This is a genomic window from Plantibacter sp. CFBP 8798 (assembly GCF_014841195.1).
In the GTDB taxonomy this organism is placed as follows: Bacteria; Actinomycetota; Actinomycetes; order Actinomycetales; family Microbacteriaceae; genus Plantibacter; species Plantibacter auratus.
Map to the genome: position 1 here is coordinate 278,902 of NZ_JACYTS010000004.1, position 12,598 is coordinate 291,499.

The window sequence follows — 12,598 nt, forward strand, 5'->3', positions numbered from 1 at the left end:
CCGGACGCGGGCGGTCAGCACGGCGACAGCGATCCGTGAGTGGGCGGTGAGCCACCGCCAATAGGCTGACGCCATGGACTTCGCATTCCTCGCCGTCGTCGCGGTGGTGACCATCGTCGCGGTGGCCCGCTTCGCGAACAAGCTTCGCGTGGCAGCCCCGCTCATCCTCGTCCTGGTCGGCCTCGCCCTCAGCTATCTGCCGTTCGTGCCGGACGTCGAGGTCAAGCCGGAGTGGATCCTCGCCGGCGTGCTGCCGCCGCTCCTCTATTCGGCTGCCGTCAACGTCCCGCTGGTCGACTTCCGCCGCAACCTCAAGGCGATCTCCGGGCTCTCGGTCGTCCTCGTCGTGGTGTCGTCGGTCCTCATCGGCTGGATCCTGTCGACGATCCTCCCCGACCTGAGCCTGGCCGCCGGCATCGCCCTCGGCGCCGTCGTCAGCCCGACCGACGCGGTCGCCGCGACCTCCATCGGCAAGCGGCTGGGCATGCCGTCGCGACTCGTGAGCGTCCTCGAGGGCGAGAGCCTCGTGAACGACGCCTCGGCCCTCGTCCTCCTGCGCTCCGCCATCGCCGCGACCGCCGGGACGGTCTCGTTGTGGGGTGTCCTGGGCGACTTCGCCTATGCCGTGGCGCTCGCGATCGCGATCGGGATCGTCGTCGGGTTCATCACGGTCCGGATCCGATCCCGCCTCGGCGACCCGGTCCTGACGACGGTCATCTCCTTCGCCGTGCCGTTCATCGCGTATCTGCCCGCCGAGCACTTCCACGCCTCAGGCGTCCTGTCGGTCGTGGTCGCCGGGCTCTACACCGGGCATCAGAGCGCGAAGTACTTCACCGCCCAGGACCGCATCAGTGAGCGGATCAACTGGCGGACGACGCAGTTCCTCCTCGAGAACGGCGTGTTCCTGCTCATGGGGCTCGAGCTCGAGGCCATCGTCTCGCAGGTGGAGCAGGACGACCTCGGCATCTGGTCGTCGATCGGCCTCGGGTTGCTGACCGCCATCACCCTCATCGTCGTCCGCATCGTGTTCGTCGGCGTCCTCGTCTGGTCGTTGCGACGCGATGAACGGGAGGCCCTCGCCCGGCGGCCGAGACTGGAGCAGGTCTCCGCACGCCTCGAGGAGCATCCGACGGAGAACGCGCGATCAGCCAAGCGCAAAGCCGCCTTCTCGAGGTCGATCGCCCGGCGGAGCGCCGACCTGGACTTCCTGCAACGTGAAGGACTCGGCTGGCGGGGCGGCGCGGTGCTCGCCTGGGCGGGGATGCGCGGTGTCGTCACGATCGCCGCCGCGCAGTCGCTGCCACTCGACACCCCGTATCGGGCGGAGCTGGTGCTCATCGCCTTCACGGTCGCGATCGTCACCCTCCTGCTCCAGGGCGGGTCCCTCCCGCTCGTCATCCGGATGACCCGGGTCGGCGGGACGGACGAGCAAGCGGCGATGGCGGAGCTGGCCGGTCTCGTCGAGGAGATCTCGACCGTCGGTGTGGCCGCCCTCGACGACCCGCAGCTGCGCACGGACGGCGGGGAGCCGTTCGACTCCGCGGTCGTCGACCGGGTGCGCACGAGCAGCCTCATCCGCGTCGAGTCGGCGGCGGAACGCACCGATGCCGGCGTGGGCCCGCACGAGCAGTTCCGACAATTGCGACGCCGAGTGCTCGACGCCGAACGCGATGCGCTCCTCGATGCGCGGGCGACCGGCAGCTACTCCTCCGAGGTGCTGGCGAAAGCGCAGCGGATGCTGGACGTCGAGGAGTCACGCCTCGACGGCGCAGGCTGATGCGGTCGGTCCGTCGTCAGGCGCTCTCGTGGGTGGCCTGGGTGGCCCGCAGCGACGCCAGGACCTGGTTCTTCAGGTCTTCGGGTGCCGTCTCCTTGCACGCCCGCTGGACGGCCTCGGTGAGGGTCTGCGCGATGAGCGCCTCGTTCTGACACTCCGGGCAGTTCGCGAGGTGCTCGCGGATGTCGGCCGCTTCGGTCGTGCACACCTCGTGACGGAGGTACTCCTCGAGGTCCTTCTTGGCCTTGTCGCAGCCGCAGTCGCTCATTTCTTGCTCCCCTGCTTCGTCACGGTGAACCCCCGGGACTCGGCGTAGTCGGCCAACAGGTCGCGGAGGAGTCGTCGGCCACGGTGCAGACGACTCATCACGGTCCCGATGGGCGTTTTCATGATGTCGGCGATCTCCTGGTAGGCGAAGCCCTCCACGTCGGCGAGGTACACCGCCAGGCGGAAGTCCTCCGGGATGGCCTGCAACGCGTTCTTCACGTCGCTGTCCGGCAGGTGATCGATCGCTTCGGCCTCGGCGGATCGGCTGGAGGTCGCGCTGATCGACTCGGCGCCGCCCAACTGCCAGTCCTCGAGGTCGTCGATGGTGCCCTGGTAGGGCTCGCGCTGCTTCTTCCGATACGTGTTGATGTACGTGTTCGTGAGGATGCGGTAGAGCCATGCCTTCAGGTTGGTGCCCTGTTCGAACTGCGCGAACGCGGCGAAGGCCTTGACGAACGTCTCCTGGACGAGGTCCTGAGCATCCGACGGGTTCTTCGTCATGCGCATGGCAGCGCCGTACAGCTGATCGATGAACGGCAGTGCCTGTGCTTCGAACAGTGATCGGGGGTCCGGCTCGGCCGGAAGGGCTTCTGGGTCGACGGAGGTCATCACCGGCCAGTCTACGGCCAGCGCCAGACGACCGTGATCGGCCTCCGTCACCGGTCGTTCCAGTACCGCTGTGGACATCCGCTCCTCCTTCTGCTCTCGACCCCGACTACTGTTGGAACCAATGTTGACCAATCCGTATTCCGCACCAGATTTCGACGTGTACGGCGATGCCGAACCCGAGCACGACGACGCAGCCTGGCCGGCGCCCGTCGCGGGCGGTCCGGTCGACGCGACCGTCTCGCTCCCGGGCTCGAAGTCGCTCACGAACCGCGAGCTCGTCCTGGCCGCTCTGGCCGACGGGCCCTCCCTCCTGCGCGCCCCGCTCCACTCGATGGACAGCACCAACATGGTCGAGGCGCTGCGCGCACTCGGGACCACCATCGTCGAGCGACCGGCGTCGGGCGCGTTCGGCAAGGACTGGCTCGTCACGCCGGGTGAGCTGTTCGGCAGCACGACCGTCGAGTGCGGGCTCGCCGGCACCGTCATGCGGTTCGTTCCTCCGCTGGCCGCCCTCGCCCTCGGGCCGACCGTGTTCGACGCCGACCCCTCGGCCAGGAACCGGCCGATGGCCACCATGATCGGCTCGCTCCAGGCGCTCGGCGTCGACATCAGCGACGACGGCCGGAAGGCGCTCCCCTTCACGGTGCACGGCACAGGCACGGTCGCGGGTGGCAAGCTCACGATCGACGCGTCGTCGTCGAGCCAGTTCGTTTCCGGCCTCCTGCTGGCCGCGGCCCGCTTCGAGCAGGGTCTCCACCTCGTCCACGAGGGCGAGCGTCTGCCGAGCCTGCCACACATCGAGATGACCATCGCGGCCCTCGCGGCCCGCGGGGTCACCGTGGAACAACCGGCTGTCGGTGAGTGGGTCGTCGCCCCCGGCACGATCGCCGCGCTCGACGTCGACCTCGAGCCCGACCTCTCCAACGCCGCACCGTTCCTCGCGGCGGCGCTCGTCACCGGCGGAAGCGTCACGCTCCGCGGCTGGCCCACCTCCACCACCCAGGTCGGTGCCGACCTGGCGGACCTCCTGCCCCGCTTCGGCGCGACGGTCACCCTGGACGGCGACCGCCTCACCGTCACCGGCGGCGAGCGGATCACCGCGGTCGACCTCGACCTGACCACCGGCGGCGAGCTCGCGCCCGCCCTCACCGCGCTCGCGGCACTCGCCGACGGACCGTCGACCATCACGGGCATCGGGCACATCCGTCACCACGAGACCGACCGCCTCGCGGCCCTCGCGACGGAGATCAACAAGCTCGGGGGCGCCGTCACGGAGCTGCCGGACGGCCTCCGCATCGAGCCGCGCCCCCTCCACGGCGGCGAGTGGTCGAGCTACCACGACCACCGCATGGCGACCACGGGAGCGATCCTCGGTCTCGTCGTGCCCGGGGTCACCATCGAGAACGTCGCCACGACCGCGAAGACGCTCCCGCAGTTCACCGAACTGTGGCACGCGATGCTCGGGGGCTGAGCCGATGAGCTGGTGGGACGACGGCGTCGACGACGACGAGCCGGAACTCGACGAGTCGAGCATCAGGATGCGGCCGAACCCGAAGGCGAACCGCCCACGGACGAAGACGCGGCCCGAGCACCTCGATGCACTGACCGCACGCGTCCTCGCGGTCGACCGCGGTCGCTACACCGTGCTCCTCGACGAAGGCACGCCCGAGGAGCGCGTCCTGACGTCGACCCGCGCTCGTGAACTCCGTAAGCAGGCCATCGTGACCGGCGACCGGGTCGATGTCGTCGGCGACACCTCGGGTGCCGAGGGCACGCTGTCGCGCATCGTGCGGATCGTGCCGCGCACGACGCTGCTCCGCCGCAGTGGCGACGACACCGACGCCATGGAGCGCGTCGTCGTCGCCAACGCCGACCAGATGCTCATCGTCGTGGCTGCGGCGAACCCCGAACCACGGGCCCGACTCGTCGACCGTTATCTCGTCGCCGCCTACGACGCGGGGATCACCCCGATCCTCTGCATCACGAAGACGGACCTCCAGGACCCCGACGAGTTCCTCGCGAACTTCGCCGGGCTCGGCCTGCGCGTGTTCCGCAGCCGGGAGGACGACGTCCCCCTGGCCGAGATCACCGAGGCCCTCATCGGCCACGACACGGTCTTCGTCGGCCACTCGGGCGTCGGCAAGTCCACCCTCGTCAACGCCCTCGTCCCGACCGCTGAGCGCGCCACAGGGCATGTGAACGTCGTCACCGGGCGTGGCCGCCACACCTCCTCGTCGACCGTCTCGCTGCGCATCGAGGCGCCCCGAGGATCCGGGTGGGTCATCGACACCCCGGGCGTCCGATCGTTCGGTCTCGGACACGTCGACACCGCCAACATCCTGAAGTCGTTCACCGACCTCGCGGAGATCGCGCTCGAGTGCCCACGCGGCTGCACCCATCTGCCCGACGCCCCCGACTGCGCGATCATCGAGGCCGTCGCCGAGGGGCGGCTCGGGGAGAACGGCCCGGCACGCCTCGACTCGCTCCAGCGGCTGCTGGGCACCTTCGCGACGATCAAAGCCGACCAGTACTCCTGACTAGGCTTGGGGTATGCCTGAACCCCTCCGTCTCTCCGCCGGCGACCCGGCCCCCGCGTTCACCCTCACCGACCAGGACGGCGCCAGCGTGTCCCTGTCCGACTTCGCTGGACGACGGGTGATCCTCTACTTCTACCCCGCCGCGATGACGCCCGGCTGCACCACCCAGGCGTGCGACTTCCGCGACAACCTCGCATCGCTCGGCGGTGCGGGGTACGTGGTGCTCGGCGTCTCGAAGGACTCCGTCGAGAAGCTCAAGGCCTTCCAGGAGGAGGACGGGCTCACGTTCCCGCTCCTCAGCGACCCGGAGCTGACGGTCCACCAGGCGTACGGAGCCTACGGTGAGAAGAACTCGTACGGACGTATCGTCACGGGGGTCCTCCGCTCGACGTTCGTCATCGACGAGACGGGCACCCTCACCCTCGCCCGGTACAACGTCAAGGCCACCGGCCACGTGAAGAGCCTCCGCAAGGCCCTCGGCCTCGACGCCTGACGCGTCGCTGCTGGACCATCACGACCGACGCGTTGCGCTCAGATCTCGCGTCGGGTCACGGCGGCGACCGCGGGCGTGAACAGGAGCCCGAGGACGGCCAGCGACGGCAGCAGCAGGAACCACCCGATCGCGGGTTGCGCGAAGACCCCTTGGAACGCGCCGACGGCGACGGCGATCTGCACGAGCTGCCAGGTGACCGCTCCCCCGCGGATCCAGCTCCGTCCGCGGATCGCGCCGAGCGCGAGCGCCGTGACGAACGCCGTGGCGATGAGCAGGATCACGAAGATCGCCAGCGCGCTCGTGAACGAGGCCGGCGTCGCCGCGACCAGCTCGAAGAGGAACCAGGCCGAGAGACCGATCATGAGCAGCGCCTCGGCGACGAGCAGGACGATGAAGGCCAACACCGCCGGACGACGACGCTCCTCCGGGTTCGGAGCGGAGGCGGCGTTTCGATCGGTACTCACAGGGTTCACCCAAACTTGACTATTGATTTGCTCTTACCGATATGAAACCATGTTTGAGGCCGACATGAGGTCCACGAGGGTGTGGACAGATCCCGAATCCCGGACGATCATCCCCCTCGCATTTCGGCTTTCGCTTCCCGAGACCCCTCACTCGGTTGAAGAAATCTCACCATGCAATAAAAGGAGCTCCCCTATGGATTGGCGCGATAAAGCTGCCTGCCTGACCGTCGACCCGGAATTGTTCTTCCCGGTCGGGAACACCGGTCCGGCGGTCGATCAGATCGACAAGGCGAAGGCCGTGTGCGCCACCTGCAGTGTCACGGAGCTGTGCCTCCAGTACGCGCTCGAGACCGGCCAGGACTCCGGCGTGTGGGGCGGCCTCAGCGAAGACGAGCGTCGCGCCCTCAAGCGTCGCGCTGCTCGCGCTCGCCGCGCCTCCTAGTCGCAGACGAGAACCCCGGGTGCCGAACGGCCCCGGGGTTCTCGCATGTCTGCGGCCGTTCGTGACCGACCAGGACCTCAGCTCTTGGCGACCCAGCGCATCGGGATCGCGATCGTGACCTCGGTTCCGCTCCCCATGAGCGTGTGCCAGTCGATGGTCCCGCCCAATTCACCCTGGATGAGCGTCCGCACGATCTGGGTGCCGAGACCGGACCCGACCTTCCCCTCCGGGAGCCCCACGCCGTTGTCGCGGACCTGCACGCTCAGCAGCTCGTCCGTGCGGTCGGCCGTGATCTCCACGTCGCCGTCGCGGCCGTTCAGTCCGTGCTCCACCGCGTTGGTGACGAGTTCGGTGAGCGCGAGGGCGAGTGGCGTCGCGTACTCGCTCGGGAGCACGCCGAACGAGCCGGAGGACTTCGGGCGGACCGTGGTGTTGTGCGAGCTCGCCACTTCGGCGATGAGCAGGAGCACGCGCTCGAAGACCTCGTCGAAGTCGACGTTCTGATTGAGCCCCTCGGACAGCGTGTCGTGCACGACCGCGATGGCGGCCACGCGCCGCATGGCCTGCGTGAGGGCGTCGTGGGCGTCCTCCGAGTGCGTCCGCCTGGCCTGGATCCGCAGGAGCGACGCGACCGTCTGGAGGTTGTTCTTCACCCGGTGGTGGATCTCGCGGATCGTCGCGTCCTTGGTGATGAGTTCCTGCTCCTGGTGACGCAGTTCGCTGACGTCGCGGCAGAGCACGATCGCGCCGACCCGCTCACCGCGGCTCCGCAACGGGATCGCCCGGAGGGAGACCGTCACGCCCTTGTCCTCGATGTCGGTCCGCCACGGCGCCCGACCGGTGACGACGAGTGGCAGGGACTCGTCGACGGTGACGGTCCCCGTCCCGGAGAGCAGATGGGTCGTGACGTCCGCGAGCGACTCGCCCTCGAGTTCTTCGGCGAATCCGATCCGGTTGAAGGCCGAGAGCGCGTTGGGGCTGGCGAAGGTGACGGTGCCGTCGACATCGAGACGGATCAGGCCGTCGCTCGCGCGCGGCGCACCCCGGCGCGGTCCGGTCGGCGCTCCGAGATCCGGGAAGTCGCCGACCGCGATCATCTCGAACAGGTCGCTCGCGCAGTCGTTGAACGTGAGTTCCTGGCGGCTGGGCGTCCGAGCCTCACCGAGATTGGTGTGGCGGGTGATGACCGCGATCGGTCCGTCGGCATTGGTCGTCTCGGTCGGAGATATCCGCCGGGCGACGGGTACGGCACGAACCCTGGTCGGGGTCTCTTCGTACCAGTCCGGTGCTGACGACTCGATGATCCGTCCACTCTCGAAACAGTCGGTGACCTGCTTGCGCCATTCCTGCTTGATGGATTGCCCGACGAAGTCGCGATAGAAGAGTGTCGCGGCACTCGACGGACGCGAATGCGCGACCGCTATGAAACTGCCGGAATCGGTCGGTACCCAGATGACGATATCGGCGAACGCCAGATCCGCGAGGAGTTGGCTGTCCGCGAGCAGCATGTGCAGCCACTCCACGTCGGCCGCACTGGAGCGGCCCTGGGCGAGAACGAGATCACTGAGCGTCGACACGATTCCAGTCTAGGCTCGGCCGGCCGACACCGAGTGCGCCGAGCGTGCCCTGACGACCACTGTCAGGCAGGCGTGGAACGGCGACGGGGCTCAGCGGCCCGTGGGGGGCCGCTGAGCGCCGTCGCCGGACGTGATGGGTCAGTTGGCTGCGCGGTAGGCGTCCTGGACCGCCTGAGGGATGCGTCCGCGCGACGACACGGCGTGCCCGTTCTTCGCGGCCCACTCGCGGATCGCGGCGAGGTTCTCGGCGCTGTTGCGGGTGCTGGTGCTCGAGGTGCGGCGCCCACGCTTGACCGGGCGTCCGGCTCCGATGTAGGGCTTCAGCGACTCGCGGAGGTTCTTCGCATTGTCTGCCCCGAGATCGATCTCGTATTCGGTTCCGTCGATCGCGAACCGGACGGTCTCTCCTGCACCGGAAGCGAGTTCGCTGCCGTCGAGATCGTCGATGTATGTGGTGATGACTTTCTGAGCCATGGGGGGTCCTCCTGAAGATATCCGTGGTGGGTCCGACGGTTATCCGATCATATCGAACACCACCAAGCGAATTTGAATACCGACACGATACCGAAGTAATTCATCACCCAACGGATAGCGATGCTTCGGAGAAGAATGCAGATGCATATATCGGCGGGCCAATGCATATTCGGTTGATCGCCCAATTGTATTGAGTGAATCTGTCGAGACTATTCCGCTCGGCGTGACCGACTCCGCGCACGACGCCCGCGTGCTCCACCCGCCGAGCGCCGCGAGCGGTCGCGCACCGGCGCCGGCTCCTGGTCCAGGAGGGTGGACACGAACCGCCGCAACGCGACGGGCAGCGCCCCGCGCGGGGCCTGGTCGCGGAGGCTCCTCCCCGCGATCACCGCGGCGTCCACCACCCGCTGGTCCTCCGGCAGGAGCGCGGCCGCCTCGATCCCGCCGAAACGGGAGAGCGTGGACGCCAATTGACCGGCCGGGCCGGTACCGAGCGCGACGCCACGCATCCGGTTCACCACCACCGAGATGCGCGACGGGTCGACGAGTTCGACGAGTTCCGCGTGGCCGCGGAGCAGCCTCGTGACCCCGACCGGGTCTGCCGCACCGACCTCGACCACCCGGTCTGCGGACCCGAGGACGGCGAACGCCGCCCCGTTCCGTCTGGGCGCGAACAGGTCGCTCGAGATCTCCTCGTCCGCCTCCAGGCAGAACGCCGTGTCGATCACGATGTCGTCCATCCACGCCCGGCACCGTTCGATGGTCGTCGCGACGCGTTCGGTCGACAGTTCCGTCCAGCGTGCCGCGCGCGAGATGCCGGTCAGGACCCGGAACGCGCCGGACGGCGACGGATGGACGACCGCGATCCGCTCGAGCTGCTCGATGTCGAGCGCCCCACTTCCGGCCAGTCGGCAGGCCGCGGCGAACCCGGGTGCCTCGTCGAGGAGGCCGAGCATGGCCGCGACGGATGACCCGTAGGTGTCCGCATCGATGAGGACGACCCGGCGGCCGCGCGCAGCGAGCTCACTGGCGATGCCTGCGGCGACGGTGGTCGTGCCGGGCGACCCGGCCGCACCCCACACGGCGATGACCCGCCCTGCGGCCTGGGCGACCGGACGAGGGCTGTCGCCGCCGAGGTCGAGCGGCGCGATGCTCCGATCGAGCTCCTCGGGATCGACCGGCAGGAGGACGATGTCGACGAGACCGAGCCCAGCCGCATGGCGCCGTTCGGACTCGCCGGACGCGAGCGCCACGACCCTCGTGCCCACGCGGTCCGCGAGGTCGATGAGTTCGGCGCGCAGGCGGTCGGCCCCGGGTGACACGAGCAGCACGTCGACGGGCGTACCGGCGCCGACGCGATCCTCGAGTTCGGCGCCGTCGTGACAGCGCCAGGCGACGCGGTGTCCGAGGTCGAGCATCGTCGCGAGGATCTCACCCTCGACCCGTGGATCGAGGGCGAGTCCGACGCGCAGCATCAGCGTTCGCCGGGCTCGGTGGGGACCACGGACAGTAGGTGCGCCGCCGCCGTCGCCGAGAGCACCGTCGCGACGGCGGAGCGCGGGACCGCGAGCTCGAGGGCGACCGAACCACGACCCGACAGGAGCCCTTCGTCCTCGCCGACCCGGACGACGGTCGCGGCCGAGACCAGCACCTCCGGGACACCGTACCCGTCGCCGTCCGGCGCGGCCGCCCAGAGGTCGACGACGGTCCCCGGCACGATGTCGGCGCCGAGCCGCCCGGCCGGTTCGACGACGAGCGTGGTCACGCCGACGGCGCTCGCCTCGCCGAGCGCGTCGAGCGGCACGAGCTCCCCCGCTGCGATCGTCCGCGTGACGACGATCCCCGGCGGCGGTGCCGCTCCAGCTCCGAGGTACCCGCCCTCGACCGACCCCAGACGTGCGTCGATCACCTGGAGTGAGGAGCGGTCGAGCCGCGTTCCGGGCGTCAGCGTCTCGGACGCCGCATACACCGGGGTCGTCCGACTCGAGGTCGTGACGAGCCACCACACTCCCAGGATCGACGCGACCACCAGCATGAGGCCCACCAGGAAGCGTGGGTCCACCCAGATGCGCGACCGGGACACCTGCCGTCCGCCGACACCATGACGCAGTCCGGCGAGACGGTCGGTCATCCGCTCCCCGCCGTCGATTCGCGCTCCTCCCGACTCCGATCCGTGTCCCCGCTCGATTCCCCGCACCGTCTCCTCCTTCATGGGCACCCCGTGCGCCGCCTCCGGTCCCATGCTGCCCGGGCTCCGGACATCGCGCCGAAGTTATCCACAGCCCGGCGGACGCCGCCCGCGCGAGAGGATAATCGAGGAATGGAATCGCAGCGCGATGCGGCCCCGCTCGGTCGCTTCCTCACCGTCGCCGATACGGCCGAGGTCTTGAACGTCTCGGCCCAGCACGTGGCCGAGCTCATCTCGAGCGGTGAGCTGCCCGCCATCCGGATCGGGCGCAGCGGACCGTGGCGCATCGAGTTCCCGGCACTCGAAGCCTTCATCAGCGGTCAGTACGAGGAGGCACGTCGTGCAGGCCTCTGGCACCAGGCCCAGCTCACCGAACTCGCCGAGTTCACCGGCGCCCCGATGCTCCGGCCCGTGCCGCCCCTCGGCTGAGCCCCGGTTCCGGCAAGCGTCCGACGCGCCGCCTCAGGCGGCACGCTCGACGACGACGACCTCAGCGAGCACGATGACGCGGATCTGCTCGATGCTCCGGCTGCGGCGCGGCGACCCTGGCTCGTGGACGGCCAGATCCAGATGGTCGCGGCCCACCCGGTCGACCGTGCCCGTCCAGCTCCCCGTCCGGGTCCGCACGATCACTGCTGCACGGCGTCGGCACAGATCACGGAGCAGGAACGAGACGGTGAGGCGGTCGAGCAGTCGCGGTTCGCGGACCGCGACGTCGTCGAGACTCCAATCGATCTGCGTCTGCGTCATGGCGATCGCCGCGATCGCATCGAGCGGGACGACCACCTCTCGGCCGCCCGGGGTACCGGAATCGGCCTGCAACCAGTCCTTCCCGATGCTCCGGACCCGCAGCCGCCAGGTCGTCCCGTCGACGAGTTCGACGACGAGCGGGCCTGGTGCGTCGGCGTCGCCGCAGAGGGCGACCAGCCGCTCGCGGAGGATGAGACGCCCACGCCGAAGCCGCTCGGCCTCGATGCGGACGGCGTCGTCGTCGACGGCGAGCTCGTCGTCGAGCTGACCGGCGAGATCGTCGAACAGGCTGTCCCAACGCATACGCCGACGGTAGTGCGCAGAGGGCGGCGACGTCCTGCGTTCTCCACAGACCCCTGGTCCTGGACACCAGGGAACTGACATGATGAGTGTGACATGTCAGATTCTGGTCGCCCGACTCGTGGCGACCGCTCACCCCTCGGAGGCCCCATGAGCACCGTTGCCCGGCACGACGACGACGAGCCCGAAGCACGCACGGCTCGCCTCCGGCCGGCGCCTCCGCTCCCCGAGCGACGCACGCCGGAGATGCGGGCGGCGGCGCGCACCGGCGCTGACGACTACTTCGCGCCGCAGCCGGCGCCCCGAGCCGAACTCCCTGATCCGCGACCACTGCTCGAGAACCTCACGCGGAGCGTGATCGAGGTGATCGCCGGAGCCCGCGACCTCACACAGCTCGCGCGGTGGATCACCGCCGACGTGCACACCGTCCTGCTGAAGCGCGTGATCCTCGCCGAACGGGCACGACGCGTCCGCGGTGTCCCGGGCACCGTCCCGGTCGTCTCCATCGGCACCGTGACCGTCTCCGAGCCACGCGACGGCGTCGTCGAGTCCGTGGTCATCGTCCACGGACGAGCACGGTCCCGAGCCGTGGCCATCCGGCTGGAGGGCTTGGACGGCCGCTGGCGGGCGACCTCGGTGAGCGTGCTCTGACCGCCGCTGCACATCCGCCCGCAACCGACAGACGGGAGCCCTCCGAACCGACGTCACCATGGTCCGGAG

Annotated in this window: 15 protein-coding genes; 7 read left to right on the plus strand and 8 right to left on the minus strand. The window is 69.3% G+C overall.

Features of this window, described 5'->3' with window-relative positions; genetic code table 11:
* Positions 1-73 precede the first annotated feature (73 nt).
* The gene (locus tag IFU30_RS18925) at positions 74-1,777 is read left to right on the plus strand and encodes a cation:proton antiporter (protein ID WP_192006720.1); all 1,704 of its coding nucleotides are present in this window, start codon (positions 74-76) and stop codon (positions 1,775-1,777) included.
* A 16-nt stretch (positions 1,778-1,793) separates the two neighbouring features.
* On the opposite strand, the gene IFU30_RS18930 is transcribed toward IFU30_RS18925, so the two are convergent.
* Both IFU30_RS18930 and IFU30_RS18935 read right to left on the minus strand, forming a co-directional pair.
* On the minus strand, positions 1,794-2,045 hold the full coding sequence (locus tag IFU30_RS18930) for a zf-HC2 domain-containing protein (protein ID WP_192006722.1): 252 nt from the start codon (positions 2,043-2,045) through the stop codon (positions 1,794-1,796).
* Positions 2,042-2,731: a sigma-70 family RNA polymerase sigma factor gene (locus IFU30_RS18935; protein ID WP_079707243.1), complete on the minus strand. Its 690-nt coding sequence runs from the start codon at positions 2,729-2,731 to the stop codon at positions 2,042-2,044. The genes IFU30_RS18930 and IFU30_RS18935 overlap by 4 nt, the downstream gene beginning before the upstream one ends.
* 43 nt (positions 2,732-2,774) lie before the next feature.
* On the opposite strand from IFU30_RS18935, the gene aroA reads away from it, so the two are divergent.
* Genes aroA through bcp form a run of 3 tightly spaced genes read left to right on the plus strand, consistent with a single transcriptional unit; the run spans position 2,775 to position 5,683 of the window.
* A complete protein-coding gene (aroA, locus tag IFU30_RS18940) occupies positions 2,775-4,124 on the plus strand; it encodes a 3-phosphoshikimate 1-carboxyvinyltransferase (RefSeq protein WP_085513349.1) in 1,350 nt (449 codons plus the stop codon).
* Positions 4,125-4,128: 4 nt separating this feature from the next.
* A complete protein-coding gene (gene rsgA / locus IFU30_RS18945; protein ID WP_192006724.1) occupies positions 4,129-5,190 on the plus strand; it encodes a ribosome small subunit-dependent GTPase A in 1,062 nt (353 codons plus the stop codon).
* Between the two features lie 13 nt (positions 5,191-5,203).
* Positions 5,204-5,683 carry a thioredoxin-dependent thiol peroxidase gene (bcp, locus tag IFU30_RS18950; RefSeq protein WP_192006726.1) on the plus strand — a complete coding sequence of 160 codons (480 nt, stop codon included), beginning with the start codon at positions 5,204-5,206 and terminating at the stop codon, positions 5,681-5,683.
* Between the two features lie 38 nt (positions 5,684-5,721).
* On the opposite strand, the gene IFU30_RS18955 is transcribed toward bcp, so the two are convergent.
* A complete protein-coding gene (locus IFU30_RS18955) occupies positions 5,722-6,147 on the minus strand; it encodes a hypothetical protein (RefSeq protein ID WP_137243338.1) in 426 nt (141 codons plus the stop codon).
* A 193-nt stretch (positions 6,148-6,340) separates the two neighbouring features.
* Between IFU30_RS18955 and IFU30_RS18960 the strand changes: the two genes are divergently transcribed.
* Positions 6,341-6,589, plus strand: a complete 249-nt coding sequence (locus IFU30_RS18960; protein ID WP_056012627.1) for a WhiB family transcriptional regulator — start codon at positions 6,341-6,343, stop codon at positions 6,587-6,589.
* 77 nt (positions 6,590-6,666) lie between these two features.
* On the opposite strand, the gene IFU30_RS18965 is transcribed toward IFU30_RS18960, so the two are convergent.
* The 4 genes from IFU30_RS18965 to IFU30_RS18980 form a co-directional block, all read right to left on the minus strand.
* Entirely contained in the window at positions 6,667-8,166 is a 1,500-nt protein-coding gene (locus IFU30_RS18965; RefSeq protein ID WP_079002802.1) for a sensor histidine kinase, read from the minus strand.
* 138 nt (positions 8,167-8,304) lie between these two features.
* A complete protein-coding gene (locus tag IFU30_RS18970) occupies positions 8,305-8,640 on the minus strand; it encodes a histone-like nucleoid-structuring protein Lsr2 (RefSeq protein ID WP_085513359.1) in 336 nt (111 codons plus the stop codon).
* 209 nt (positions 8,641-8,849) lie between these two features.
* The gene (locus IFU30_RS18975) at positions 8,850-10,115 is read right to left on the minus strand and encodes an AAA family ATPase (RefSeq protein WP_192006728.1); all 1,266 of its coding nucleotides are present in this window, start codon (positions 10,113-10,115) and stop codon (positions 8,850-8,852) included.
* The gene (locus tag IFU30_RS18980; protein ID WP_139382579.1) at positions 10,115-10,771 is read right to left on the minus strand and encodes a hypothetical protein; all 657 of its coding nucleotides are present in this window, start codon (positions 10,769-10,771) and stop codon (positions 10,115-10,117) included. Before IFU30_RS18980 ends, IFU30_RS18975 begins: the two co-directional genes overlap by 1 nt.
* 189 nt (positions 10,772-10,960) lie before the next feature.
* Here IFU30_RS18980 and IFU30_RS18985 point away from each other — a divergent pair, with 189 nt between their 5' ends.
* A complete protein-coding gene (locus IFU30_RS18985; protein WP_079707250.1) occupies positions 10,961-11,257 on the plus strand; it encodes a helix-turn-helix domain-containing protein in 297 nt (98 codons plus the stop codon).
* 33 nt (positions 11,258-11,290) lie between these two features.
* On the opposite strand, the gene IFU30_RS18990 is transcribed toward IFU30_RS18985, so the two are convergent.
* Positions 11,291-11,881, minus strand: coding sequence for a hypothetical protein (locus tag IFU30_RS18990; RefSeq protein ID WP_192006730.1), 591 nt, complete (start codon positions 11,879-11,881; stop codon positions 11,291-11,293).
* A gap of 147 nt (positions 11,882-12,028) precedes the next feature.
* Here IFU30_RS18990 and IFU30_RS18995 point away from each other — a divergent pair, with 147 nt between their 5' ends.
* On the plus strand, positions 12,029-12,529 hold the full coding sequence (locus IFU30_RS18995) for an Rv3235 family protein (protein WP_249404928.1): 501 nt from the start codon (positions 12,029-12,031) through the stop codon (positions 12,527-12,529).
* Positions 12,530-12,598 lie beyond the last annotated feature (69 nt).

Bases quoted from the DNA above. Each gene is read 5' to 3' on its own strand.
- IFU30_RS18925 (WP_192006720.1), top strand. From the start codon at position 74: ATGGACTTCGCATTCCTCGCCGTCGTCGCGGTGGTGACCATCGTCGCG.
- IFU30_RS18930 (WP_192006722.1), bottom strand. From the start codon at position 2,045: ATGAGCGACTGCGGCTGCGACAAGGCCAAGAAGGACCTCGAGGAGTAC.
- IFU30_RS18935 (WP_079707243.1), bottom strand. From the start codon at position 2,731: ATGTCCACAGCGGTACTGGAACGACCGGTGACGGAGGCCGATCACGGT.
- aroA (WP_085513349.1), top strand. From the start codon at position 2,775: ATGTTGACCAATCCGTATTCCGCACCAGATTTCGACGTGTACGGCGAT.
- rsgA (WP_192006724.1), top strand. From the start codon at position 4,129: ATGAGCTGGTGGGACGACGGCGTCGACGACGACGAGCCGGAACTCGAC.
- bcp (WP_192006726.1), top strand. From the start codon at position 5,204: ATGCCTGAACCCCTCCGTCTCTCCGCCGGCGACCCGGCCCCCGCGTTC.
- IFU30_RS18960 (WP_056012627.1), top strand. From the start codon at position 6,341: ATGGATTGGCGCGATAAAGCTGCCTGCCTGACCGTCGACCCGGAATTG.
- IFU30_RS18970 (WP_085513359.1), bottom strand. From the start codon at position 8,640: ATGGCTCAGAAAGTCATCACCACATACATCGACGATCTCGACGGCAGC.
- IFU30_RS18975 (WP_192006728.1), bottom strand. From the start codon at position 10,115: ATGCTGCGCGTCGGACTCGCCCTCGATCCACGGGTCGAGGGTGAGATC.
- IFU30_RS18980 (WP_139382579.1), bottom strand. From the start codon at position 10,771: ATGACCGACCGTCTCGCCGGACTGCGTCATGGTGTCGGCGGACGGCAG.
- IFU30_RS18985 (WP_079707250.1), top strand. From the start codon at position 10,961: ATGGAATCGCAGCGCGATGCGGCCCCGCTCGGTCGCTTCCTCACCGTC.
- IFU30_RS18990 (WP_192006730.1), bottom strand. From the start codon at position 11,881: ATGCGTTGGGACAGCCTGTTCGACGATCTCGCCGGTCAGCTCGACGAC.
- IFU30_RS18995 (WP_249404928.1), top strand. From the start codon at position 12,029: ATGAGCACCGTTGCCCGGCACGACGACGACGAGCCCGAAGCACGCACG.